General features: G+C 58.8%; 25 protein-coding genes. 21 read left to right on the top strand and 4 right to left on the bottom strand.

Annotated features, from left to right (window positions below):
* Positions 1-27: 27 nt before the first annotated feature.
* The 16 genes from iscA (at position 28) to AC3ISI_RS23530 (ending at position 14877) form a co-directional block, all read left to right on the top strand.
* Positions 28-351: an iron-sulfur cluster assembly protein IscA gene (gene iscA, locus AC3ISI_RS23605; RefSeq protein ID WP_027922750.1), complete on the top strand. Its 324-nt coding sequence runs from the start codon at positions 28-30 to the stop codon at positions 349-351.
* An 8-nt stretch (positions 352-359) separates the two neighbouring features.
* Positions 360-881, top strand: a complete 522-nt coding sequence (hscB, locus tag AC3ISI_RS23600) for a co-chaperone HscB (RefSeq protein WP_489334051.1) — start codon at positions 360-362, stop codon at positions 879-881.
* Between the two features lie 51 nt (positions 882-932).
* Positions 933-2795: a Fe-S protein assembly chaperone HscA gene (gene hscA / locus AC3ISI_RS23595; RefSeq protein ID WP_489334050.1), complete on the top strand. Its 1863-nt coding sequence runs from the start codon at positions 933-935 to the stop codon at positions 2793-2795.
* Between the two features lie 2 nt (positions 2796-2797).
* Entirely contained in the window at positions 2798-3139 is a 342-nt protein-coding gene (gene fdx, locus AC3ISI_RS23590) for an ISC system 2Fe-2S type ferredoxin (RefSeq protein WP_131059381.1), read from the top strand.
* 14 nt (positions 3140-3153) lie between these two features.
* Positions 3154-3354: a Fe-S cluster assembly protein IscX gene (iscX, locus tag AC3ISI_RS23585; RefSeq protein ID WP_007903597.1), complete on the top strand. Its 201-nt coding sequence runs from the start codon at positions 3154-3156 to the stop codon at positions 3352-3354.
* Positions 3355-3446: 92 nt separating this feature from the next.
* Positions 3447-3872 (top strand): nucleoside-diphosphate kinase, encoded by a 426-nt coding sequence (gene ndk / locus AC3ISI_RS23580; protein WP_007916882.1) that lies wholly within the window; start codon positions 3447-3449, stop codon positions 3870-3872.
* Positions 3873-3899: 27 nt separating this feature from the next.
* On the top strand, positions 3900-5042 hold the full coding sequence (rlmN, locus tag AC3ISI_RS23575; protein ID WP_489334049.1) for a dual-specificity RNA methyltransferase RlmN: 1143 nt from the start codon (positions 3900-3902) through the stop codon (positions 5040-5042).
* 17 nt (positions 5043-5059) lie between these two features.
* Entirely contained in the window at positions 5060-5818 is a 759-nt protein-coding gene (gene pilW / locus AC3ISI_RS23570) for a type IV pilus biogenesis/stability protein PilW (RefSeq protein WP_489334048.1), read from the top strand.
* Entirely contained in the window at positions 5818-6834 is a 1017-nt protein-coding gene (locus AC3ISI_RS23565; RefSeq protein ID WP_489334047.1) for a RodZ domain-containing protein, read from the top strand. The genes pilW and AC3ISI_RS23565 overlap by 1 nt, the downstream gene beginning before the upstream one ends.
* 3 nt (positions 6835-6837) lie before the next feature.
* Positions 6838-7947 (top strand): flavodoxin-dependent (E)-4-hydroxy-3-methylbut-2-enyl-diphosphate synthase, encoded by a 1110-nt coding sequence (gene ispG, locus AC3ISI_RS23560; RefSeq protein ID WP_007944259.1) that lies wholly within the window; start codon positions 6838-6840, stop codon positions 7945-7947.
* Positions 7948-7984: 37 nt separating this feature from the next.
* The gene (hisS, locus tag AC3ISI_RS23555) at positions 7985-9274 is read left to right on the top strand and encodes a histidine--tRNA ligase (protein ID WP_489334046.1); all 1290 of its coding nucleotides are present in this window, start codon (positions 7985-7987) and stop codon (positions 9272-9274) included.
* Positions 9275-9314: 40 nt separating this feature from the next.
* Positions 9315-9956, top strand: a complete 642-nt coding sequence (locus tag AC3ISI_RS23550) for a tetratricopeptide repeat protein (protein ID WP_489334045.1) — start codon at positions 9315-9317, stop codon at positions 9954-9956.
* Entirely contained in the window at positions 9949-11100 is a 1152-nt protein-coding gene (gene bamB / locus AC3ISI_RS23545) for an outer membrane protein assembly factor BamB (protein WP_489334044.1), read from the top strand. Before AC3ISI_RS23550 ends, bamB begins: the two co-directional genes overlap by 8 nt.
* A 234-nt stretch (positions 11101-11334) precedes the next feature.
* A complete protein-coding gene (der, locus tag AC3ISI_RS23540) occupies positions 11335-12804 on the top strand; it encodes a ribosome biogenesis GTPase Der (RefSeq protein WP_150747938.1) in 1470 nt (489 codons plus the stop codon).
* A gap of 145 nt (positions 12805-12949) precedes the next feature.
* Positions 12950-14098: a pyridoxal phosphate-dependent aminotransferase gene (locus AC3ISI_RS23535; protein WP_489334042.1), complete on the top strand. Its 1149-nt coding sequence runs from the start codon at positions 12950-12952 to the stop codon at positions 14096-14098.
* A complete protein-coding gene (locus tag AC3ISI_RS23530) occupies positions 14086-14877 on the top strand; it encodes an amidohydrolase (RefSeq protein WP_489334041.1) in 792 nt (263 codons plus the stop codon). Before AC3ISI_RS23535 ends, AC3ISI_RS23530 begins: the two co-directional genes overlap by 13 nt.
* Before the next feature lie 134 nt (positions 14878-15011).
* Here the strand turns inward: AC3ISI_RS23530 and leuA are convergent, their stop codons facing one another.
* Positions 15012-16691, bottom strand: coding sequence for a 2-isopropylmalate synthase (leuA, locus tag AC3ISI_RS23525; protein ID WP_489334040.1), 1680 nt, complete (start codon positions 16689-16691; stop codon positions 15012-15014).
* A gap of 386 nt (positions 16692-17077) precedes the next feature.
* Between leuA and AC3ISI_RS23520 the strand changes: the two genes are divergently transcribed.
* Complete coding sequence (locus AC3ISI_RS23520; RefSeq protein WP_489334039.1) at positions 17078-17434, top strand: hypothetical protein; 357 nt, start codon at positions 17078-17080, stop codon at positions 17432-17434.
* A gap of 120 nt (positions 17435-17554) precedes the next feature.
* Here AC3ISI_RS23520 and AC3ISI_RS23515 read toward each other — a convergent pair whose 3' ends face one another.
* The 3 genes from AC3ISI_RS23515 to AC3ISI_RS23505 all read right to left on the bottom strand — a co-directional run bounded on the left by AC3ISI_RS23515 (position 17555) and on the right by AC3ISI_RS23505 (position 20807).
* Complete coding sequence (locus AC3ISI_RS23515; protein WP_489334038.1) at positions 17555-18376, bottom strand: peptidoglycan DD-metalloendopeptidase family protein; 822 nt, start codon at positions 18374-18376, stop codon at positions 17555-17557.
* Positions 18377-18379: 3 nt separating this feature from the next.
* Positions 18380-19759, bottom strand: a complete 1380-nt coding sequence (gene xseA / locus AC3ISI_RS23510) for an exodeoxyribonuclease VII large subunit (protein WP_223512169.1) — start codon at positions 19757-19759, stop codon at positions 18380-18382.
* A gap of 100 nt (positions 19760-19859) precedes the next feature.
* Entirely contained in the window at positions 19860-20807 is a 948-nt protein-coding gene (locus AC3ISI_RS23505; RefSeq protein WP_489334037.1) for a LysR family transcriptional regulator, read from the bottom strand.
* Between the two features lie 101 nt (positions 20808-20908).
* Between AC3ISI_RS23505 and AC3ISI_RS23500 the strand changes: the two genes are divergently transcribed.
* The 4 genes from AC3ISI_RS23500 (at position 20909) to guaA (ending at position 25651) form a co-directional block, all read left to right on the top strand.
* Positions 20909-21676, top strand: coding sequence for a sulfite exporter TauE/SafE family protein (locus tag AC3ISI_RS23500; RefSeq protein WP_489334036.1), 768 nt, complete (start codon positions 20909-20911; stop codon positions 21674-21676).
* Positions 21677-21838: 162 nt separating this feature from the next.
* Positions 21839-22387: a sugar ABC transporter ATPase gene (locus AC3ISI_RS23495; protein WP_223512165.1), complete on the top strand. Its 549-nt coding sequence runs from the start codon at positions 21839-21841 to the stop codon at positions 22385-22387.
* Positions 22388-22504: 117 nt separating this feature from the next.
* Positions 22505-23974, top strand: coding sequence for an IMP dehydrogenase (gene guaB / locus AC3ISI_RS23490; RefSeq protein ID WP_489334035.1), 1470 nt, complete (start codon positions 22505-22507; stop codon positions 23972-23974).
* A gap of 99 nt (positions 23975-24073) precedes the next feature.
* Positions 24074-25651 carry a glutamine-hydrolyzing GMP synthase gene (guaA, locus tag AC3ISI_RS23485; RefSeq protein WP_046054681.1) on the top strand — a complete coding sequence of 526 codons (1578 nt, stop codon included), beginning with the start codon at positions 24074-24076 and terminating at the stop codon, positions 25649-25651.
* Positions 25652-25744 lie beyond the last annotated feature (93 nt).

Below are 25744 nucleotides of genomic sequence, written 5' to 3'. Positions count from 1 at the left end.
GTTTTGGCGACGAGTAAGGAGTCACCGATGGCTATCAGCATGACAGAAGCGGCTGCTCGACACGTGCGGCGCTCCCTCGACGGGCGCGGCAAAGGTGAAGGGATTCGTCTGGGTGTTCGCACCACAGGCTGTTCCGGCCTTGCCTACGTGCTGGAGTTTGTCGACGAGGTGGTTGAAGAGGATCAGGTGTTCGAAAGTCACGGTGAAAAAGTGATTATCGACCCGAAAAGCCTGGCCTACCTGGACGGCACCGAGCTCGATTTCGTCAAGGAAGGGTTGAACGAAGGCTTCAAGTTCAACAACCCCAACGTACGCGGTGAATGTGGCTGCGGCGAAAGCTTCAACATCTGAGGCTTGTCGTGGGTACTCCTTGTCATTTCGCTTTATTTGAGCTGCAACCGAGTTTCAATCTGGACCTCGATCAGCTGGCTACGCGCTACCGTGAGTTGGCGCGCAGTGTTCATCCGGACCGCTTTGCTGATGCTTCCGAGCGTGAGCAGCGGTTGGCGCTAGAGCAATCCGCGAGCCTCAACGAGGCCTACCAGACGCTCAAAAGTCCCCCAAAGCGTGCGCGTTACTTGCTTGCTTTGAATTGTGGCGAGCTGCCGCTGGAGGTCACGGTGCATGATCCGGAGTTTCTTCTGCAGCAGATGGCGCTGCGTGAAGAGCTTGAAGACCTGCAAGACAGTGCCGATATGGCGGGTGTTGCAGCGTTCAAGCGTCGGCTGAAAACCGCTCAGGATGTACTGAACCAAAGCTTCGCGGCTTGTTGGAATGACGCGGCGCACCGTGAACAGGCCGAACGCCTGATGCGGCGCATGCAGTTCCTCGACAAGCTCACCTACGAAGTGCGCCAGTTAGAAGAGCGCCTCGACGATTAACCCAGTGCCGCTCCGGTCGCACGCCTGATATACAGATAAGTCCTGATACCAATGGCCCTACTGCAGATCGCCGAACCCGGCCAAAGTCCTCAACCGCACCAGCGTCGTCTGGCTGTGGGGATCGACTTGGGCACTACCAATTCGCTGGTCGCTGCGTTGCGCAGTGGTCTTTCCGAGCCTCTTGCCGATGCTGATGGGCGGGTCATTCTGCCGTCTGCCGTGCGTTATCACGCCGATCGCGTCGAAGTCGGCGAGTCAGCCAAGCTGGCTGCCGCTACCGATCCGTTGAACACGGTGCTGTCGGTCAAGCGCTTGATGGGTCGTGGTTTGTCCGACGTCAAGCAATTGGGCGATCAACTGCCGTACCGCTTTGTCGGTGGCGAATCGCACATGCCGTTCATAGACACCATCCAGGGGCCGAAAAGCCCGGTCGAAGTCTCCGCCGACATCCTCAAAGTGCTGCGTCAGCGCGCCGAAGCGACGTTGGGTGGTGAGCTGGTCGGAGCCGTGATCACCGTTCCGGCCTATTTCGATGATGCGCAGCGTCAAGCCACCAAGGATGCGGCCAAACTGGCTGGTCTGAACGTGCTGCGCTTGCTCAATGAGCCAACTGCTGCGGCGGTCGCTTACGGGCTGGATCAACACGCTGAAGGCCTGGTCGCCATTTATGACTTGGGCGGCGGCACCTTCGATATTTCGATTCTGCGCCTGACCGGCGGTGTGTTTGAAGTGTTGGCTACCGGCGGCGACAGCGCGCTGGGCGGCGATGACTTCGATCACGCGATTGCTGGCTGGATCATCGAGAGCGCCGGTTTGTCCGCCGACCTCGATCCGGGCGCGCAGCGTCAACTGCTACAAACGGCCTGTGCGGCCAAAGAAGCGCTGACCAATGCCTCGTCGGTTGAAGTGGCTCACGGCGACTGGAAAGCCGAGCTGACCCGCGAAGCCTTTGATGCGCTGATCGAACCGATGGTCGCTCGCAGCCTGAAAGCCTGCCGCCGTGCGGTGCGTGATTCCGGTGTCGAGTTGGACGAAGTTCATGCGGTGGTCATGGTTGGCGGCTCGACTCGCGTGCCGCGCGTTCGCGAGGCGGTCGCTGAAGCCTTTGGTCGTCAGCCGCTGACTGAAATCGATCCGGATCAAGTGGTGGCCATCGGTGCTGCGATCCAGGCTGATACGCTGGCTGGTAACAAGCGCGATGGCGATGAACTGCTGTTGCTTGACGTGATTCCGTTGTCCCTGGGGTTGGAAACCATGGGCGGACTGATGGAGAAGGTGATTCCGCGCAACACCACCATCCCCGTCGCTCGTGCTCAGGACTTCACCACCTACAAAGACGGCCAGTCGGCCATGGCGATTCATGTGTTGCAAGGCGAGCGCGAGCTGATCAGCGACTGCCGCTCCCTGGCGCGCTTTGAATTGCGCGGCATTCCGGCGATGGTGGCCGGTGCGGCGAAGATTCGCGTGACCTTCCAGGTCGATGCCGACGGTCTGCTCAGCGTCTCGGCTCGTGAATTGGGTTCGGGCGTTGAAGCGAGCATTCAGGTCAAGCCGTCCTACGGTCTGACCGACGGCGAAATCGCCAAGATGCTCAAGGATTCGTTCCAGCACGCCAATGACGACAAGGTCGCCCGTGTGCTGCGTGAGCAGCAGGTCGACGCACAACGCCTGATTGAAGCGGTGCAGGCGGCTCTGGAGGCTGATGGCGAGCGTTTGCTCGACGCCGAAGAGCGTCTGGTCATCGACATGCAGGTGCAGGAACTGACCGAACTGATGAAAGGTACTGATGGTTACGCCATCGAGCAGCAGACCAAGCGTCTGTCGCAAGTGACCGACGCCTTTGCTGCCCGCCGCCTGGATTCGACGGTGAAAGCCGCGCTGGCGGGGCGCAACCTGAATGAGATTGAGGAATAACGATGCCGCAGGTCATTTTTCTGCCACACGAGAAGTTTTGCCCGGATGGCATGGTTGTTGAAGCTGAGACCGGTACGTCCATCCTCGAACTGGCGCATGAGCACCATATCGAGATGGAAAGTGCCTGTGGCGGCGTCTGTGCCTGCACCACCTGTCACTGCCTGATTCGTGAAGGCTTTGACTCGCTGGAAGAGGCTGACGAGCTGGAAGAAGACTATCTTGATAAGGCTTGGGGGCTGGAAGCTCAGTCCCGCCTGGCCTGTCAGGCCAAAGTCGGGACTGAAGACCTGACCGTTGAAATTCCGAAATATTCGCTCAACCATGCGGCTGAAGCGCCGCACTGATTCAAGGAAGCGACATGAGTCTGAAATGGGTTGATGTGCTGGAAATCGCGATCCAGTTGGCTGAGTCCAGGCCGGAAGTGGATCCGCGTTATGTGAACTTCGTCGATCTGCACCAATGGGTGCTGGCATTGCCGGAATTCAGTGATGATCCGACCCGCGGTGGCGAGAAGGTGCTTGAAGCCATTCAGGCCGCCTGGATCGAAGAAGCAGACTGAGTCTGCGCCGTACGCAGTTAGGCAATACCCAATAACCCGCGTATAATTCGCGGGTTTAATTTTTCACAAATTACCGTTTCTGGAGTTACACCATGGCTGTTCAACGTACTTTCTCCATCATCAAGCCCGACGCTGTTGCAAAAAACGTCATCGGCGAGATCACCACTCGTTTCGAAAAAGCAGGCCTGCGCGTTGTAGCTTCGAAACTGAAGCAACTGTCCAAAGCTGAAGCTGAAGGCTTCTACGCTGAGCACAGCGCTCGTGGTTTCTTCGGCGACCTGGTTGCTTTCATGATCTCCGGCCCGGTTGTTGTTCAGGTACTGGAAGGCGAAAACGCTATCGCTCTGAACCGTGAGCTGATGGGCGCTACCAACCCTAAAGAAGCTGCTGCCGGCACCATCCGCGCTGACTTCGCTGATTCCATCGATGCCAACGCTGTACACGGTTCGGACTCCGAAGCCGCTGCTGCTCGCGAAATCTCGTACTTCTTCGCAGCTACTGAAGTAACCACTCGCTAAGCATTGCTTAAGAGTGAAGGTGAATCCATGACTACATCGACTGTAAAAACCAACCTGCTGGGTCTGACTCAACAGGAAATGGAAAAATTCTTCGACTCAATCGGGGAGAAGCGTTTCCGTGCCGGTCAGGTAATGAAATGGATTCACCACCTTGGCGTCGATGATTTCGACGCCATGACGAACGTCAGCAAGGCCTTGCGCGACAAGCTCAAGGTTATTGCCGAAGTTCGCGGTCCTGAAGTGGTCAGCGAGGACATTTCCACCGACGGCACCCGTAAGTGGGTGGTGCGCGTGGCGTCCGGCAGCTGCGTCGAGACTGTGTACATTCCCCAAGGCAAGCGCGGCACTCTGTGCGTTTCGTCCCAGGCAGGCTGTGCCCTGGATTGCAGTTTCTGCTCCACCGGCAAGCAAGGTTTCAACAGCAACCTCACCGCCGCCGAAGTCATCGGTCAGGTGTGGATTGCCAATAAATCGTTCGGCAGCATCCCGGCGACCGCCGACCGTGCCATCACCAACGTGGTGATGATGGGCATGGGCGAGCCGCTGCTGAACTTCGACAACGTCGTTGCGGCCATGCATCTGATGATGGACGACCTGGGTTACGGCATTTCCAAGCGCCGTGTGACCCTGTCGACCTCCGGCGTGGTGCCGATGATTGATGAGCTGTCCAAGCACATCGACGTCTCCCTGGCGTTGTCGCTGCACGCACCGAATGACGCATTGCGTAACCAATTGGTGCCGATCAACAAGAAGTATCCGCTTAAGATGCTGCTCGAGTCGTGCCAGCGCTATATGTCGTCCCTGGGCGAAAAGCGCGTGCTGACCATCGAGTACACCTTGCTCAAGGACATCAACGACAAGGTTGAACATGCCGTTGAAATGATCGAGTTGCTCAAGAACATCCCGTGCAAGATCAACCTGATTCCGTTCAACCCGTTCCCGCATTCCGGTTACGAGCGCCCGAGCAACAACGCGATTCGCCGGTTTCAGGATCAGCTTCACCATGCAGGCTTCAATGTCACCGTACGCACCACCCGCGGTGAAGACATCGATGCCGCGTGTGGCCAATTGGTAGGGCAGGTGCTGGATCGCACCCGTCGCAGCGAACGTTATATCGCCGTGCGCGAGTTGAGCGCCGAAAACGATATGGCCAAAAACGCCGCGAAATAATTCAAGAGAGGATCTCTATGTCCCTGCGCTTCGCGCTGCTTTTGCTGTGGGCCAGCCTGTGTGCTGGTTGTGTCCTGTCGGGCGATTTCAACCCGATGAAGACCAGCAAGGGCCGTGATGAGGCGCGAGTTGCTTACGTGCAACTGGGCTTGGGCTACTTGCAACAAGGCATGACCGAACGCGCTAAAATCCCGCTGAAAAAGGCATTGGAGCTGGATGACTCGGACCCGGATGCCAATGCGGCACTCGGGTTGGTGTTTCAGGCTGAAATGGAGCCTGAATTGGCAGACCAGCATTTTCGCAAGGCGCTGTCTTCCCGCCCCGACGATGCGCGAATCTTGAACAACTACGGCAGCTTTCTGTTCGAGGAAAGACGTTACAAAGAGGCGTACGAGCGCTTTGAACAGGCCGCCGCCGATACGCTGTATCCTGAGCGTTCGCGAGTATTCGAGAACCTGGGCATGACCGCATCAAAGCTGGGTGAGCGCGATCTCGCGCAGCAGCAATTGGAAAAAGCCCTGCGTTTGAATCGCCAACAGCCACGTGCATTACTCGAAATGGCTGAGTTGTCCTTCGAAGACAGGCATTATGTGCCCGCGCGTGACTATTACGATCGTTTTAGTCTGCTGGCCGAGCAAAATGCACGTAGTCTATTGCTCGGCGTTCGGCTGGCAACAGTGTTCGATGATCGCGACAAGGCCGCCAGTGCGAGCCTGCAACTAAAACGACTCTATCCCGGTACCCCGGAATATCAGCAATACCTGTCGGAGCAATGATGAAAGCGGCGCATCCCGAAGTTGTAGCAGCGAATCGCGTTAACCCCGGTGAGACTTTGCGCCAGGCCCGCGAAAGCAATGGCTGGTCGCTGGCCGAAGTGGCCCTCAAGCTCAACCTCACTGTCACCTCCTTGAGCAATCTGGAAGCCGGCGCATTCGACAAGCTGCCTGGGCATACCTTTGCTCGCGGTTATATCCGTGCTTACGCCAAATTGCTGGGCATGGACCAGGCCGTTCTTGTCCAGCAGTTCGACCAATCGACGGGCACCGATTCCCACGGCAGCAGCGTGCACAGCCTGGGTCGTATCGAAGAGCCGGTGCGGGTTTCCCATACTATTTTGCGAATTGTCAGCCTGTTGTTGCTGATCGCCGTGATTGGTGGCGGTTTTGTCTGGTGGCAGGATCAAACCTCGCTGCGTACCAAGGACTTGATCGGCCTCACTCCGGAGCACGTTGAAGTGGAAGGCGCCGACGGCACCACCCAGATTCATCCGCTGGACGAGCCGGAAGACCAGGCCGTCGCGCAAGGTCAGGCTGAAAGCGCTACTCCGCTGGCGTTACCGCAAGCTGAAACCTCCTCCGAAGCGCCGGCTGAAGCCGAAGGCGCCGCACCTGCTGTTGTTCCGACAGCGCCGACGCCGGTTACCCCGACACACAACGTCGCTCCAGTTGTTGCAGCACCGGCCGCTCCGGCTCCGGCTGTTCCAGCCGTCCCAGCACCGGTGGTGACCGCTCCGAGCGCTCCCGCTCCAGCCACGACAGCTCCAGTGGCCGGCCAAGGCCAGGTTCAGCTGAAGTTCACCGCAGACTGCTGGGCGCAAGTGACCGATGGCGCTGGCAAGGTATTGTTGAGTGGTCTCAAGCGTAAAGGCGACAGCGTTTCCGTCAGCGGCAAGCCGCCGTTTTCTGTGCGTCTGGGCTTCGCCCGTGGCGCGCAGGTCAGCTACAACGGTCAGGCGGTTGATGTCGCTCCGTTCACCAGTGGCGAGACTGCTCGCCTGAAGTTGGGTCAATAAGTCATGCACGGCGAATCTCCAATCAAACGTCGCGAATCCCGCAAGATCTGGGTCGGTAACGTGCCTGTTGGCGGCGATGCGCCTATCGCTGTGCAGAGCATGACCAACAGCGACACCAATGACGTTGCCGCCACCGTAGCCCAGATCAATCGTCTGGAAGCTGCTGGCGTCGATATCGTGCGCATTTCCGTGCCGGACATGGATGCCGCTGAAGCCTTCGGCAAGATCAAGCAACTGGTCAAAGTGCCCTTGGTCGCTGACATCCACTTCGACTACCGGATTGCATTGCGCGTGGCCGAGTTGGGTGTTGACTGCCTGCGGATCAACCCGGGCAATATCGGTCGTGAAGACCGTGTACGTGCGGTGGTCGATGCGGCCCGTGATCGCGGGATTCCGATCCGCATCGGTGTCAATGCCGGCTCCCTGGAAAAAGACCTGCAAAAGAAGTACGGCGAGCCCACCCCGGCTGCGCTGGTCGAGTCAGCCCTGCGTCACGTCGAGCACCTCGAGCGCCTGAATTTCCAGGACTTCAAGGTCAGCGTGAAGGCCTCCGACGTGTTCATGGCCGTCGAAGCCTACCGCCTGTTGGCCAAGGAAATCGTCCAGCCGCTGCACCTGGGTATCACTGAAGCGGGTGGTTTGCGTTCAGGCACAGTGAAATCCGCCGTGGGCCTCGGTATGCTGCTCGCCGAAGGGATTGGCGATACTATTCGCATCTCGTTGGCGGCTGACCCGGTCGAGGAAGTGAAAGTCGGCTACGACATTCTCAAATCCCTGCATCTGCGTTCCCGTGGCATCAACTTCATCGCCTGCCCGAGCTGCTCGCGGCAGAACTTCGATGTTGTCAAAACCATGAACGAGCTGGAAGGGCGTCTCGAAGACCTGCTGGTGCCGCTGGATGTCGCGGTCATCGGATGCGTGGTCAACGGGCCCGGTGAAGCCAAAGAAGCCCATATCGGCTTGACCGGCGGCACACCAAACCTGATTTACATCGACGGCAAGCCGTCGCAGAAACTGACGAATGACAATCTGGTGGATGAGCTTGAACGCTTGATCCGCCAGAAAGCGGCCGAAAAGGTCGAAGCTGACGCTGCCGTTATTGCGCGTGGCTGAGCCTGACTAACGAGCCGAACGAATTTAAGGATTTATTGTGAGCAAGTCTCTGCAAGCCATTCGCGGCATGAACGATATCCTGCCCGAACAGACTCCCCTGTGGCGTCATTTCGAGGGCACTGTTTCGCGTCTGCTGGATAACTACGGTTACAAGCAGATCCGCATGCCGATCGTCGAGTTCACTGAGCTGTTCAAACGCTCCATCGGTGAAGTGACTGACATCGTCGAAAAAGAGATGTACACCTTCGACGACCGTAACGGTGACTCCCTGACCCTGCGTCCTGAAGGCACGGCCGCCTGCGTGCGTGCAGTGCTTGAGCACGGCATCACTGGCGGTGGCCAGGTGCAGAAACTGTGGTACATCGGCCCGATGTTCCGTCACGAGCGTCCACAGAAAGGCCGTTATCGCCAGTTCCATCAGATCGGTGTCGAGGTGTTCAATCTCGACGGTCCGGACATCGATGCTGAGCTGATCGTGCTGACCTGGCGCCTGTGGGGCGAGCTGGGCATCCGTGATGCGGTCAAGCTCGAACTCAACAGCCTGGGCACTGCCGAGTCGCGCGGTCGTTATCGTGAAGCGCTGGTCGAGTTTCTCTCCGCGCATCTGGACAAGCTGGACGAAGACAGCCAGCGCCGTCTGAAGACCAACCCGTTGCGGGTTCTGGATACCAAGAACGCCGAAACGCAAGCCATCCTGGTAGACGCGCCGAAAATGGCCGACTACCTCGATGATGAGTCCCGCGTGCACTTCGAGGGCCTCAAGGCTCGTCTGGACGCCGCCGGCATTCCTTATGTGATCAACCCGAAGCTGGTTCGCGGGCTGGATTACTACAGCAAGACCGTTTTCGAATGGGTCACCGACAAGTTGGGCGCCCAGGGCACCGTGTGTGCCGGTGGTCGTTACGACGGTCTGGTCGAGCAGATGGGCGGCAAGCCGACCGCAGGCGTTGGTTTCGCCATGGGTATCGAGCGCTTGGTGCTGTTGCTTGAAACCCTGGAGCAGATCCCGGAAGAAATCTCCCGTCAGGTCGACGTCTATCTCTGCGCCTTCGGTGAAGCGGCGGAGCTAGCGGGCCTGGCCCTGAGCGAACGTGTTCGTGATCAATTGCCCAACCTGCGCCTGCAAGTCAATGCCGGCGCCGGCAGCTTCAAAAGCCAATTCAAGAAGGCCGACAAGAGCGGTGCGCTGTATGCGCTGATCCTCGGTGACGATGAGATGGCCCAGCAAGTGGTAGGTTTCAAACCCCTGCGTGGCCAGGGCGAACAACAAAGTATTGCCTGGGATGCGCTTGCTGCACACCTGGCCACCTGCGTCGTGCAGGGTTGAAGCTGTCAAACAGCCGATTTAGCGATTAAGGAGTATTGGGGTGTCGAGTACCGAAGAGGAACATCTGGCGGATTTGAAGGACTGGTGGTCACGCAACGGCAAGCCCTTGGTCACTGGCGGCCTGTTGGCGCTGGTCATCGTGTTCGGCTGGCAAGCCTTTCACAAGTATCAGAGCAATCAGTCGCAAGGCGCCTCGATGCTCTATCAGCAATTGCTCGAAACCACGCTGACGCCTGACGGCAAGCCTGACGCGGCCCGTGTTGCCGACCTGGCCGGCAAGCTCAACAGCGAGTTTGGCGGTAGCGCCTACGCGCAGTACGGCAGCCTGTTCGTGGCGAAAGTCGCGGTCGACAGCGCCAAGCTGGACGACGCAGCCACCGAGCTGAAAGCCATTGTCGCCAAACCGGCCAACCCGGCGCTGGGTGAAATTGCCCGTCAGCGCCTGGCGCAGGTACTGGCCGCGCAGAACAAGGCCGATGAAGCCCTGAAACTGCTCGAAGGCGATACCGACAAAGCATTCCTGGCCACTCGCGAAGAACTCAAAGGCGACCTGCTGGTGCAGTTGGGTCGTACCGACGAAGCGAACAAGGCGTATCAAAAAGCCAAGGCCGCCCTGTCGGATGAAGCAGCGGTCGGTGGCCTGCAAATCAAGCTGGACGATCTGGCCAAAGGGGATGCGTGACGTGATTCGTTGGAAACATGCAGCATTGCTGGCCCTGGCCATTTTGGCCGCGGGTTGCAGCAGCAACAGCAAAAAGGAATTGCCACCTGCCGAGCTGGTCGACTTCAAAGAAGAAGTAGTTCTGCAAAAGCAGTGGAGTCGTTCGATCGGTGACGGTCAGGGCGAATCCTACAACATGCTGGTACCGGCGATTGATGGCGATACCATCTATGCTGGCGACGTCACTGGCGTGGTGATGGCGATGGATCGCAGCAATGGCGACGTCAAGTGGAAGAAAGATCTCGACCTGCCTGTTTCCGGTGCTGTTGGCGTGGGTTACGGCCTGGTCATGATCGGTACGCTCCAAGGCGTAGTCGTTGCCATGGACGCGATCAACGGTGAAGAGAAATGGCGCGCTCGCGTGAACAGTGAAGTTCTCGCACCGCCGGCCACCAACGGTGACGTGGTAGTGGTTCAGACTCAGGACGACCGTCTGATCGGCCTGGATGCCGCGACCGGCAACCAGCGCTGGTTGTATGACAGCACCCCTGCGGTCCTGACGCTGCGCGGCACCAGTGCGCCAATCGTGACCAACCGTTTTGCGGTAGCAGGTCTGTCGACCGGTAAGGTGGTCGCTCTCAATATCTCCAACGGCGTGCCGGTGTGGGAACAACGTGTAGCGATCCCACAGGGTCGTTCGGAGCTGGAACGTGTGGTCGACATCGACGGCGGCTTGCTGCTGTCCGGCGGTACGCTGTACGTCGCCAGCTATCAGGGCCGCGTTGCGGCACTGGACCTGGAAAGCGGTCGTCAGCTCTGGCAGCGTGATGCTTCCAGCTATGCTGGCGTCGCCCAGGGGTTTGGCAACGTTTACGTGAGCCTGGCTTCGGGCACCGTTGAAGGCGTCGACGAACGTTCCACCACCGCGTTGTGGAGCAACGATTCGCTGGCCCGCCGCCAACTGTCGGCTCCGGAAGTGTTCTCCAGCTACGTTGCAGTCGGCGATATGGAAGGCTACCTGCACCTGCTGAGTCAGGTGGACGGTCGTTTCGTCGGCCGCGAAAAGATCGACAGCGACGGCCTGCGTGCCCGTCCGCTGGTGGTGGGTGACACGATTTATGTATATGGCAACAGCGGCAAACTGGAAGCCCTGACCATTAAGTAACAACTATGCTTGGGGTTAACGCCCCAGGCTGCTTCACTTATGGGTATGAATGTGGAACGAGCCTGCTCGCGATGGACGTCAACGATTACGTTTGCGGCCTGAATGAATGCGGTGCCTTTGCGTTTATCGCGAGCAGGCTCGCTCCCACAAAAACAGCCATGGTGATGCCCCGAGCACCAGCCGCTGCCTCGCAGCGGCTTTTGTATTTTCTGAAATAACGAAGTGGAGAGCCGCATGGTTCCCGTAATCGCCCTGGTGGGCCGACCGAACGTCGGCAAGTCCACCTTGTTCAACCGCCTGACCAGGACTCGCGACGCCATCGTCGGCGACTTGTCCGGTCTGACCCGTGATCGCCAATACGGTGAGGCCAAGTGGCAAGGGCGTTCCTACATTCTGGTCGACACCGGCGGTATCTCCGGTGACGAGCATGGTATGGACGAAAAAATGGCCGAGCAGTCGCTGCTGGCCATTGAAGAAGCCGATGTCGTTCTGTTCCTGGTAGATGCCAAGGCTGGCTTCACTGCCGCCGACCAGATGATCGCCGAGCATTTGCGCAAACGTAACAAGCGTTCTTACGTGGTTGCCAACAAGGTCGACAACATCGACCCTGAAATGGCCCGCGCGGAATTCGCCCCGTTGGGCATGGGCCACGCGATCCCTATCGCTGGTGCTCATGGTCGTGGCATCACCCAGATGCTGGAAATCGCCCTGAGCGATTTCCCGAAAGATGACGAAGAGCCGGAAGACGGCGAAGAAGAGATCGTTGCCGAAGGTGAGGAAGCCAAGCGCATTCCTGGCCCAAGCGAAAAAGACGGTATCAAGATCGCCATCATCGGTCGCCCGAACGTCGGCAAGTCGACCCTGGTCAACCGCATGCTCGGTGAAGACCGGGTCATCGTGTATGACCAACCGGGTACGACCCGCGACAGTATCTACATTCCGTTCGAGCGTAACGACGAGAAGTACACGCTGATCGACACCGCTGGTGTGCGCAAGCGCGGCAAGATCCACGAAGAAGTTGAAAAATTCTCCGTGGTCAAAACCCTGCAAGCGATCAAAGACGCCAACGTGGTGATCTTTGTGATGGACGCCCGCGAAGGCGTGGTGGACCACGACCTCAACCTGCTGGGCTTCGCCATTGAGTCGGGTCGCGCGCTGGTTATCGCGATCAACAAGTGGGACGGCATGACGCCGAGCGAGCGTGACTTCGTGAAGGTCGAACTGCAACGTCGACTGTTCTTCGTTGACTACGCCGACATCCACTTCATCTCGGCGCTGCACGGTACCGGCGTGGGCAACCTCTACGCCTCGGTACAGAACTCGTTCAAGTCCGCCGTGACCCGTTGGCCAACCAACCGCCTGACCCAGATTCTGGAAGACGCGGTCGGTGAGCACGCGCCACCAATGGTCAACAACCGTCGTATCAAACTGCGTTACGCCCACTTGGGTGGCGCGAACCCGCCAATTATCGTGATTCACGGTAACCAGATCGAGAAGGTGCCGAAGTCTTACGTTCGTTACCTGGAAAATACTTACCGTCGTGTCTTGAAGCTGGTCGGTACGCCGATCCGCATCGAATTCAAGGGCGGCGAGAACCCGTACGAAGGCAACAAGAACTCGCTCACAGACCGTCAGGTCAACAAGAAGCGTCGCATGATGTCGCACCACAAAAAGGCCGACAAGAAGCGCCGCGATAAGAGATAGACGCAGCTTTAAGTTTCAAGCGGCAAGCTTCAAGTAAAAGCGAAAAGGGTCCTTTGCAGGGCCCTTTTTTGCGTCTGGAGGTTTGACGCTTGACCACTTGCAGCTTGCAGCTAGAAACTTGTAGCTCACCTGCAAGGGGCTACCGATGATCACCAGTAAGCTGCCGAATGTCGGCATCACTATCTTCACTCAGATGTCTCAACTCGCGACGCAGACCGGGGCGATCAACCTGTCCCAGGGTTTTCCCGATTTCGATGCCCCGCAGGCCCTCTGTGATGCGGTTGGCCGGCACATCGCCAATGGCCATAACCAGTATTCGCCGATGACCGGCCTGCCTGCTTTACGCCAGCAAGTGGCGGCGAAAGTCGCTCGCAGTTATGGCGTCAACGTCGATGCCGACCACGAAGTGACCATCACGCCTGGCGCCACCCTGGCGATCTTTTGCGCGATTCAGGCCGTTATCCACAGCGGCGATGAAGTCATCGTGTTCGACCCTTGCTACGACAGTTATGAGCCGTCGGTGGAATTGGCCGGGGGACGTTGCGTGCATGTGCAACTCGGGCTGAATGATTTCTCCATCGACTTTCAGATGCTGGCCGAAGCCATAACGCCGCGCACGCGGATGATTGTTCTCAACTCGCCACACAACCCGAGCGGCGCGTTGATCAGCCGTGCAGAGCTGGATCAGTTGGCGGATTTGATTCGCGGTCGCGACATCTATCTGGTCAGCGATGAAGTCTACGAACACCTGGTGTTCGACGCGGTGCCTCACGTCAGTGTGTTGAATCACGAAGAGTTGTATCAGCGCGCTTTCGTGGTCAGTTCCTTTGGCAAGACTTACCACGTTACAGGTTGGAAAACCGGCTACGTGGTCGCACCGCCGGCACTCACCGCCGAGTTGCGCAAGGTTCATCAATACGTCAGTTTCTGCGGCGTGACACCGCTGCAATTTGCCTTGGCAGACTTCATGGCCGAGCACCCGGAACACGTTGAAGAGTTGCCAGATTTCTATCAAGCCAAGCGGGATCTGTTCTGCGATCTGCTGACGCCGTCGCGATTCAGTTTCACTCGCGTGACCGGCACTTATTTCCAGTTGGTCGATTACTCGCAGATCCGTCCGGACCTCAATGACGTCGAGATGGCGCTGTGGATCACCCGCGAACATGGTGTAGCGAGTATTCCTATCTCGGTGTTCTACCAGACCCCACCCGCAGGCCAGCGCCTGGTGCGCTTGTGTTTTGCCAAACGTGAGGAGACCCTGCGTGAAGCAGCGGTAAAACTATGCGTGATCTGAGTGCACTGCCCAACCTGAATGTAGCGCTGATCCAGACCTCGCTGGCCTGGCACGACCGCAAAGCCAACCTGGAGCATTTCGAGCAGTTGCTGGAGCAGGCTCGCGGAGCGGACCTGATCATCCTGCCGGAGATGTTCACCACCGGTTTCTCCATGGAGTCGCAAACCCTGGCGGAGGCGGAAAACGGTCCGACCAGCAAGTGGTTGCGCGTTCAGGCGGCGAAGCTCGACGCGGTGATCACCGGCAGCATCATTGTCCAGGCCGCTGACGGAAGTCATCGCAATCGCCTGCTGTGGGCGCGTCCGGAAGGGGAGGTTTGGCACTACGACAAACGTCATCTGTTCCGCATGGCTGGCGAGCATAACCACTTCACGCCGGGCGAGCGTCAGGTGCAGTTCGAGCTCAAAGGCTGGCGGGTACGGCCACTGATTTGCTACGACTTGCGCTTCCCGGTCTGGAGCCGCGATGCCCAGGACACCGACTTGCTGCTGTACACCGCCAACTGGCCGGGTGCACGTCGCCAGCACTGGAACCGTTTGCTGCCGGCTCGGGCCATCGAGAACCTCTGCTATGTGGCGGCGGTAAATCGCATTGGCACGGACGGAAAAGGTTTTGCCTACACCGGCGACAGTCAGGTACTGGATTTCCAGGGGGAGACCTTGCTCAGTGCAGGCGAGGCCGATGGGGTGTTTCAGGTGGTATTGAACGCTGCGGATCTACAGGCTTATCGTACGCGGTTTCCGGCGAATCTTGATGCCGATACGTTTGAGTTCACCTGACACTTTTGGTGTTTGATCTATAGCCATCGCGAGCCTGCTCGCGATGGCGGCACATCAGGCAATACAGAAACAGCAGGCAAACAAAAAGGCCCCAAGGTTCGCACCTCGGGGCCTTTTGCGTTGTAGCGAACGGCTTACGCCGCTTTCGCTTCCGGCTGGCTCAGCGAGCGGTTCAGCGCGCTGAACAGGGCCTTGAAGCTAGCGGTGGTGATGTTTTCATCAATACCGACACCATGTACCGCACGTTCACCGTTCACACGCAGTTCAATGTAGGCCGCAGCCTTGGCATTGGTGCCCGCGCCGATGGCGTGTTCGTTGTAGTCCATGATCTCCACCGGGATCGGCAGACCGGCCACCAGGGCTTCCAGCGCACCGTTGCCCTTGCCGCGCCAGTGCAGGTTGGTTTCACCCTGACCTTTGCTGGAGACTTCCACTTCCACGGCGCTGTGACCGTTTTCTTCCTGCAGGCGATGGCTGACCAACGCGTACGGGGTGTTGGCCTGCAAGTACTCGCTGTGCAGCAGTGCGTGGATCTGCTGGGCGGTCATTTCCAGGCCCAGGCGATCGGTTTCACGCTGCACAACCTGGCTGAACTCGATCTGCATGCGGCGTGGCAAGTTGATGCCGTATTCCTGTTCCAGCAGGTAAGCGATACCGCCTTTGCCCGACTGGCTGTTGACGCGAATGACCGCCTCGTAGCTGCGACCGATATCGGCCGGGTCGATTGGCAAGTACGGCACTTCCCACAGCGCATCCGGTTTCTGCTGGGCGAAGCCCTTGCGGATCGCATCCTGGTGAGAGCCGGAGAACGCGGTATGCACCAGGTCGCCGACGTACGGGTGACGTGGGTGCACTTGGATCTGGTTGCACTCTTCGACGACCTTGCGCACGCCGTCGATGTCGGAGAAGTCCAGCTCAGGGTGAACGCCCTGGGTGTAGAGGTTCAGTGCCACGGTCACGAGGTCAACGTTACCGGTACGCTCGCCATTGCCGAACAGGCAGCCTTCGACACGGTCCGCACCGGCCATCAGGCCCAGTTCGGTAGCGGCTACACCGGTGCCACGGTCGTTGTGGGTGTGCAGGCTGATAATCACGCTGTCACGACGGTTGATGTGACGGCCGAACCATTCGATCTGGTCGGCGTATATGTTCGGGGTGGCGCATTCGACGGTCGCAGGCAAGTTGAGGATCATCTTGTGCTCAGGCGTCGGGTTCCAGACCTCGATCACTGCGTCGCAGACTTCTTTGGCGAACTCCAGCTCAGTGGCGCTGAAAGTCTCTGGCGAGTATTCAAAGGTCCACTGGGTTTCAGGCTGCTGAGCGGCGTATTTAACGAACAGCTTGGCCGCGCTGACGGCGATTTCCTTGATCCCGTCCTTGTCCTGATTGAAGACAATCTTGCGGAAAGAAGGGGAGGTCGCGTTGTACAGGTGAACGATGGCTTTTTTCGCCCCGCGCAGGGACTCAAAGGTGCGTTCGATCAAGTCTTCACGACCCTGGGTCAGCACCTGAATGGTGGTGTCGTCCGGGATGTGGTTGCCTTCGATCAGAGTACGCACGAAGTCGAAGTCGGTTTGCGAAGCAGCCGGGAACGAGGCTTCGATTTCTTTTACGCCGACAGACACCAGGGTTTTCCAGAAACGCAATTTCTTGACCGCGTCCATTGGCTCGATCAGCGACTGGTTGCCATCACGAAGGTCGGAGCTGCACCAGATCGGCGCGGCAGTGATGGTCTTCGACGGCCAGGTGCGATCCGGGATGTCGATGGTCGGGAACGCGCGGTATTTCGAAGACGGATCTTTGAGCATGCTCATCGGGGGAATCCTTATTGTGTGGGCCGAAAAAAGGCGGCCTGCCGGTGGATCAAATGTTCTTGGGGAAAAGCGTGGAGCGAGGCATCGCGATTCAGCCCGGCAGTCGTGCGCTGACGAGGCACAGGCTGCGGTGCTGGCGAAGCTGAATGAGGGTGTGAGAGGTTTTCATGCCTTCAACCCTAACCGCGGGGGGGAAGGATGGCAAGCAGTCGAAAAAAATTGAGAGGAATACCCTGAAAGTCGATTTTATCGAGATTTTATTGTTGTAAGTGGATCAGATTGTTTTGATGATTGCGCAAGGTTTGAGCGCTGCGCAATTTGAGGTTTGCGACGATGCGCCGCTGAGCACGGCTATGCTTAAAGCCTGAACAAGGCAGGAGTCGGACATGAACGAGTCGGACTGGAAGCGGTATAGCGCGTTGCGGCCGTTGGCGCATGAGCGGATGTGTATCCGGATCATGGAGGAGGTCGAGCGCGCGGTGCTGGATAAAAGCCTGGCGCCTTATGATCGGATTGAAGCCACGGAAGAGCTGCTTCAGTCCAGGCAAAAGGAGCTGTATTGGGCGTTTGGTGTGTTCAGGTTTTCACGGCATGAGGCTCGGTCGCACTTGCTCGGGTTGTGCGCGCGGGAGTTGATCACGTCGGAAGAGTTGACGGGTTTCTCGGCAGAGACTCAGGAGTGGATAAAACATTGTCTGGCGGACCGGGAGGCCCATGGGATCGAGGATTTGGAGGCTGAGTAGGTGGTGTCTGTTATGCCGCCTTCGCGGGCAAGCCCGCTCCCACAGTGGATTTGTGTACGCCACAGATCAACTGTGGGAGCGGGCTTGCCCGCGAAGAGGCCATCAGCCTTACCGAAAAATTCAGGGTTGAAAAGCCCCGATAAAAATCGCCGGATCCACCCGCGCATCATTCAGGCTGACATTCCAGTGCATATGCGGCCCGGTCGCGCGGCCAGTTGCCCCGACTTTCCCGACCACCCCACCCCGCGCTAGTTGCTGCCCAACCTTCACGTCGATTTTCGACATATGGCAGAACATGCTGATAAAGCCCTGCCCGTGATCGACAAACACCGTGTTGCCGTTGAAGAAGTAGTTGCCGATCAGAATCACCTTACCCGCCGCCGGCGTCTTGATCGGCGTACCGGCAGGCACGGCGAAGTCCAGTCCGGCGTGCGGATTGCGCTCTTCTCCGTTAAAGAAACGGCGAACGCCAAACTTGCTCGACAGCGGCCCGTTGACCGGTTTGTCCAGCAGCAGGTTGCTCGGTGTGTTGGGGCTGAAGCTGCGGTAGGCCTGGATCTGCTCGGCCAGTTCGCCTTCGATGCGCTTGAGGTTGTCGGGATTCGGATTGACCTGCTGCGTATTTTTCAGGGTGATGTGCTGTTCCGGGTACTTTTTGTTGCCGACGGTGAAACTCAGGTTACGACCGCCGCTGCTGAGCTGCTGCGTGCCCGGTTTGACCGTCAACGGCACGCCGACAATCGCCAGCCAGTTGTTCTGTTCCTTGACCACCAACACCGGTTTGCCTTGGTAGCTGGCCTTCGGCGCCTGGGCTGAGGCGCCCAGGTCCACCACGGCCACGCCGCCGGGCACCGGTTTGTTCAACAGGCGAGTGATGTAGCTGTCGGCGTGGGCGTTGAAGGTCAGGCACAGCAACAGCAGCGGAGCTAAAAAACGCGGCATGGATCAATCCAGTAAAGAAAGGGTGACAGGCGTCAGGTGATTGTCTTCGACCCGCACTTGCAGTTCGCCGTTGCCGAGTTTGGCCTTGAGGCGCTGACCGTTGTGGGTTTGTTCGGCGCTGCGGATCGCGTTGCCACGCTCGTCCAGCAAAATGCTGTAGCCACGGGCCAGTGTCGCCAGCGGGCTGACCACTTGTAGCGTCTGCACCTGACTTTGCAGTTGCAGGCGCCGCGACTTGAGGCCTTCGCGGATCGCACGGGGCAGGCGTTCGGCGAGGCTGTCGAGGCGCTGGCGGAGCATCGCCAATTGCCGGCCGGGATGTTGCCCGGCGAGGCGGGTTTCCAGACGAATCAAGCGCTCGCGACGGGTATTGAGGCTGCGTTCAAACGCGCGACGCATGCGCATGTCCAGGTCATCCAGGCGCTGCGCTTGCTGGCGCAGGCGTTCGCCGGGATGACGCAGGCGGCGGGAGATGCCCTCCAGGCGCAGGCGGTCGCGCATCAAACGGTCGCGCATGCGCATCACCAGCCGGCGATGCAGGCTTTCGACCCGACGCACCAGATCGCTGGAATCCGGGGCGAGCAGTTCGGCGGCAGCGGACGGCGTCGGGGCGCGAACGTCGGCCACGAAGTCACTGATCGACACGTCGGTTTCGTGGCCGACGGCGCTGACAATCGGCGTGACGCAGGCATCGACCGCTCGGGCCACCGCTTCTTCGTTGAAGCACCAGAGGTCTTCCAGCGAACCGCCGCCACGGGCCAGGATCAGTGCGTCGAAACCACGGGCGTCCGCCAGTTTCAGCGCGCGGACAATCTGCGCGGTGGCTTCGCGACCTTGCACGGCGGTGGGGATCAGCGTCAGCTGGATCTGCGGAGCACGGCGGCGGAATACGCTGATAATGTCGCGAATCACCGCGCCGGTCGGTGAGCTGATGATGCCGATGCGTTGCGGATGCGCAGGTAACGGTACTTTGCGCTCGGCACTGAACAGGCCTTCGGCGCTGAGCTTTTCCTTCAAGGCATCGAAGGCCAGGCGCAGCGCGCCATCACCGGCCGGTTCCACGGTGTCGAGGATCAGTTGGTAGTCGCCGCGTCCCTCGAATAAAGAAACCTTGCCGCGGACTTTGACCGCCAGGCCATCCTTCAACGCTTGGCGAACCCGCGCCGCATTCTGCCGAAACAGCGCGCAACGCACCTGGGCGCCGCTGTCCTTGAGGGTGAAATACACGTGGCCGGACGCCGGGCGAGCGAGGTTGGAGATTTCGCCTTCGACCCAGATATTGCTGAACACGTCTTCGAGCAACACCCGCGCGCGGCCGTTGAGCTGGCTGACAGTCAGGACTTCACGGTCCAGGCCGAGTCTTGCAAAGGGATCTTTAATCATGGGGCGCAGTTTAAAGGCATTCGGCGACCAATCTCCATGACCCAACGAAAATCCCCTGTAGGTGTGAGCCGGCTCCGGGCGGCGTTCCGACGATAGCGGTTTAGCATTCAATACTGTTGTCGACTGATACACCGCTATCGCGAGCAGGCTCACTCCCACAGGTTTTAGTGAAAGTCTGAAGGAAGTGGTGAATCAGCGGTGTTGGATTCTGGCGATAGGCAAGGGCGACGATGCTCTGGCAGTCGGGATCGGCCAGCGGAAGAAATCGCACCCCGGTGGGGGCAATTTCTTGCATCGACTCAGGCAGCAGGGCGATGCCGAATCCAGCCTGGATCAGTTGCAACTGCGTGGTCTTGCGCGACATCACCCGCGCCGCTTTAGGAAAGAAGCCCTGACGCATGCACAGGTCCGCACATAGATAGCTCAGACCGCCGCGCTGTGGGTGCGGGATAGAGATAAACGCTTCGTCCTTTAATTGCGCGAGATCTACAGGCGCAGACTCATTTTGCGTCAGGCGATGGTCGGCCGGCACCGCCAGCAGCAATCGCTCGGTGAGCAGCGGCACAATTTGAATGCCTTCCCGCTGGCGCAACACCGGCAGACGTAGCAATCCAAGGTCGAGACGACCCTCGGCCAGTTCATCCAGTTGCACTTGCGAGGATAATTTCCCGATATCCAGCGACACGCCCGGATGTTGCTCAAGATAGGCGCTGACATCAACCAGCAAGCGACCACTGATCGGTACTGTGCTGGAGTGGCTCAGGCGCAGAGTGCCGAGCTGGCCATTGCCGACTTCGGTGGCCATGGTGCAGGCCTTGCTCAGTTCATTGAGCAGATTTCTCGCTCGCGGCAAGAATGCTTCGCCCGCTGCGGTAAGTCGGGGCTGGCGTGCGGTGCGTTCGAACAGCGGTGTTTGCAGTCGAGTTTCCATGTCCTTGATCTGCCGGCTCAACGCCGATTGAGCAATGAACAAACGCTCGGCCGCAGCGCTGAAACTGCCGCACTCGGCGATTTCCACGAAGTAACGCAATTGGCGGGTTGAAAGCACAAGGCATGCCTTTTAGAGATGGGTTGGTGGCTTTGAAGATATTAGTCGCAACGCTTGGCTGTGGCTAAAGTCATCACTGGTATTTAAGGAAAACACCGCAAATGAGCGTGCTGGAGTTATTGCATCAATGGCCATTCGACACAACGGATTGGCTGGTTATCGGGCTGGGCATCGCCCTGGCCTATATCGTGTTCGGTATCGCCGGCTTCGGCACGGCGCTGGTGGCGGGACCGATTCTGATTCTGTTCATGCCGTTATCGAAGATCGTGCCATTGCTGGTGCTGCTGGATTTTGTCGCGGCGTTCGGCAATTTGCTGCCCTCGCGGCGCGATGTGGCGAAACCCGAGTTGCTGCGATTGCTGCCTTGCATGGCGGTGGGTTGTACGTTGGGGGTGATCTTTCTGCTGAACCTGAAATCCGATGTGTTGCTGCTGTTGATGGGGCTGTTTATCAGCGCCTATGCGGTTTACAGCCTGTGGGTCAAAGCCCGTCCGACGCAGTTATCCGCCAGTTGGGCGGTGCCGATGGGTACCGTGGGCGGGATGTTCGGGGCGTTGTTTGGCAGCGGCGGCTTTTTATACGCGATCTATTTGAACAGTCGCCTGCCCAAAGAGGCGGCCCGCGCGACGCAGAGTGCGCTGATCAGTTGCAGCACAGTGGTGCGCTTGAGCCTGTTTGCCGTCGCAGGTGTGTATGCCGAGCTACCCTTGTTGGTGTTGGCGCTGTGTTTGCTGCCGGCCATGGCCTTGGGGTTGTGGATCGGGCGGCGGTTGACCATGAGATTATCGCGCGAGGCGTTTGTGCGGCTGGTGACCTGGTTGGTGCTGGCCAGCGGGATTGCCTTGATCGGGCGGTACTTGAGTACTTGACCTGAGAGTGTCAGGGATTAAGCTGCCGCCCGAAAATCCGGTGGGAGCGAGCCTGCTCGCGATAGCGGTGGGGCAGGCAACATCAATGTTGGCTGCAATGGCCTCATCGCGAGCAGGCTCGCTCCCACAGGTTGGGTTATTTAGTATTGATAGGCCTGTGCCATGAATTCACAAAGCATCATCGTCCCGAAAATCTCCACGTTGCCAGTCCACGAACCCCGGGCTCGTGCGGTGGTGCGGTGGCTGGTGCGCAAGAACATCGTCCAGGAAGAACTGACCACCTGTGGCCGCACCGGCAATCGCATGGCCCACGCCATCGCCGACGGTGCCCGCGCGGTGGTGCTGCATCCGCAAGCGCTGCCGTTTGGCGAGCCGATCAATGGCCTGGAGATCGTTACCAAGCGCTGCATCTATACGCCGGCCAAAGGTTTCCTTGAAGAGGCGGGATGCGCCGAGTGCCGCAAGGAAGTCGGCGAAGCACTGTTCGAAAGCCTGGAAGACTGGATGCCGGGACGCACCGACAATTTCACCTGCCCTGAATGCGGGCATGAAGATGACATCAACGGCTTTCTTTTCTTGCAGGAATGCGGTTTTTCCAACTTGGGATTTATCTTCAACAACTGGGCAGAAGCCGGGTTCAAACAGAGCTTTATTGATGAATTCGCCGATTGGCTGGATCAGCCGGTCAGTTGGGTGAAAGTCGAGTTGTAGGCCGCGACAATCCCCGTATATCAGCGATGCTAATAATAGACAGAGTTTTACATTGAACCCGAGGGGGTGTCTGACTATAATGGCGCGCTTCCATTTTCCCGCTCGGGAGCCCCCGCGATGCTGCGTATCAGCCAAGAAGCTCTGACATTCGACGACATTCTCCTAGTGCCTGGTTATTCCGAGGTGCTTCCTAACGAAGTCAGTCTCAAGACCCGCCTAACCCGTGGCATCGAGCTGAATATTCCTCTGGTTTCTGCCGCCATGGACACCGTCACTGAAGCCCGTCTGGCAATCGCCATGGCTCAGGAAGGTGGCATCGGTATTATCCACAAGAACATGACCATCGAGCAGCAAGCTGCCGAAGTGCGCAAGGTCAAGCGTTACGAAGCCGGCGTGGTCAAGGACCCGATCACGATCGAGGCTGATGCCACGGTTCGTGAACTGTTCGAACTGACCCGCATGCACAACATCTCCGGCGTTCCGGTGCTGCACGATGGCGACCTGGTCGGCATCGTCACTTCCCGTGACGTGCGTTTCGAGAACCGTATGGACGCCTCCGTCCGTGAAGTGATGACGCCTAAAGAGCGTCTGGTCACGGTCAAGGAAGGCGCCGACAAAAACGACGTTCGCGAGCTGTTGCACAAACACCGCATCGAACGCGTACTGATCGTTGACGATAAATTTGCCCTCAAAGGCATGATGACCGTCAACGACATTGAAAAAGCCAAGGCTTACCCGCTGGCCAGCAAGGACGATCAAGGTCGTCTGCGTGTGGGCGCTGCGGTCGGTACCGGTAAAGACACCGGAGATCGCGTCGCAGCCCTGGTCAACGCCGGCGTTGACGTGGTGGTGGTCGACACCGCTCACGGTCACTCCAAAGGCGTGATCGACCGCGTTCGCTGGGTCAAACAGAATTACCCTGACGTGCAGGTCATCGGCGGCAACATCGCCACCGGCGCTGCCGCCTTGGCCTTGGCCGAAGCAGGCGCTGATGCGGTCAAGGTCGGTATCGGCCCTGGCTCGATCTGCACCACCCGTATCGTTGCCGGTGTCGGCGTCCCGCAAATCAGTGCCATCGCCAACGTCGCCGCTGCCCTTGAAGGCACTGGCGTTCCGTTGATCGCCGACGGCGGCATCCGTTTCTCCGGTGACCTGTCCAAGGCCATCGTAGCCGGTGCTTCCTGCGTAATGATGGGCTCGATGTTCGCCGGTACTGAAGAAGCACCGGGTGAGATCGAGCTGTACCAGGGTCGTTCGTACAAGGCTTACCGTGGCATGGGCTCGCTGGGCGCCATGTCCCAGGCTCAAGGTTCTTCCGACCGTTACTTCCAGGATTCCTCGGCAGGCGCCGAGAAACTGGTTCCGGAAGGTATCGAAGGGCGTGTTCCTTACAAGGGCACCCTGAGCGCCATCATCCATCAATTGATGGGCGGCCTGCGTTCCTCGATGGGTTACACCGGCAGTGCCGACATCGAAGAAATGCGCACCAAGCCTGAGTTCGTGCGGATCACCGGCGCAGGTATGGCCGAGTCCCACGTTCACGACGTGCAGATCACCAAGGAAGCGCCGAACTACCGCGTAGGTTAAGGCTTCCAGCAAAAAGTTAAGCAACCGGGGCTGTTCGATTCAGCCCCGAGTTGTTTCTGAATCACGACTGTTTCTGAATGACTTAGACGAGACTGAATCATGGCCCTCGATATTCACGCTCACCGCATCCTGATCCTCGACTTCGGTTCCCAGTACACCCAACTGATTGCTCGCCGCGTGCGTGAAATCGGCGTGTACTGCGAACTGCACCCGTTCGACATGGACGAAGATGCGATCCGCGAATTCGCTCCTAAAGGCGTTATCCTCGCCGGCGGCCCAGAGTCGGTGCATGAAGCCAACAGCCCACGCTGCCCGCAAGCCGTGTTCGACCTGGGCGTGCCGGTCTTCGGTATCTGCTACGGCATGCAGACCATGGCTGAACAGCTGGGTGGCAAGGTTGAAGGTTCCGAGCTTCGTGAGTTCGGTTACGCCCGTGTCGACGTGGTCGGCAAGAGCCGCCTGCTCGACGGCATCGAAGACCACATCGACGCCGATGGCCTGTTCGGTCTCGACGTGTGGATGAGCCACGGTGACAAAGTCACCAAGATGCCTCAGGAATTCCACATCCTCGCCAGCACCCCGAGCTGCCCGATTGCCGGCATGTTCGACGACGCTCGCGGTTACTACGGCGTGCAGTTTCACCCGGAAGTGACCCACACCAAGCAGGGCGGTCGCATCCTGTCGCGCTTCATCCTCGACATCTGCGGCTGCGAAGCCCTGTGGACGCCTTCGAAAATTGCTGAAGACGCCATCGCCAACATTCGCGCCCAGGTCGGCACCGACAACGTCCTGCTTGGCCTGTCCGGCGGCGTTGACTCCTCGGTGGTTGCCGCACTGCTGCACAAAGCCATTGGCGACCAACTGACCTGCGTCTTCGTTGACAACGGCCTGTTGCGTCTGCACGAAGGCGAGCAAGTGATGGCCATGTTCGCCGAGAACATGGGCGTCAAGGTGATCCGCGCCAACGCTGAAGATCAGTTCCTGAACAACCTGGCCGGCGAGTCCGACCCGGAAAAGAAACGCAAGATCATCGGCCGTACCTTCATCGACGTCTTCGATGCCCAGTCGAACAAACTGGACAACATCAAGTACCTCGCTCAAGGCACCATCTATCCGGACGTGATCGAGTCGGCTGGCGCCAAAAGCGGCAAAGCTCATGTGATCAAGTCGCACCACAACGTGGGCGGCCTGCCGGAAGAAATGAACCTCAAACTGGTTGAACCCCTGCGCGAGCTGTTCAAGGACGAAGTCCGTCGTCTGGGCCTGGAACTGGGCCTGCCGTACGACATGGTCTACCGTCACCCGTTCCCGGGCCCGGGCCTGGGCGTGCGTATCCTCGGTGAAGTGAAGAAGGAATACGCCGACCTGCTGCGTCGTGCCGACCACATCTTCATCGAAGAACTGCGCAAGGCCGACTGGTACCACAAGGTCAGCCAGGCCTTCGTGGTGTTCCAGCCAGTGAAATCGGTTGGCGTGGTAGGCGATGGCCGTCGTTACGCCTGGGTGGTTGCCCTGCGTGCCGTGGAAACCATCGACTTCATGACCGCGCGTTGGGCTCACCTGCCTTACGAACTGCTGGAAACCGTCAGCGGCCGCATCATCAATGAAATCGAAGGCATTTCCCGCGTCACCTACGACGTGTCGAGCAAGCCGCCAGCGACGATCGAGTGGGAGTGATTGGACGTCCGGCACTGACCGGCACCCATTAGCAATGAACACCCTGAAGCCCGCGTAATTGCGGGCTTTCGGCTTTTTGGGCCTGGCAATTTC

The organism is Pseudomonas sp. GL_139_B (assembly GCF_057834475.1).
The sequence above is the reverse complement of the archived record's forward strand: the minus strand, read 5'-3'. Positions and strand labels throughout refer to the sequence as shown.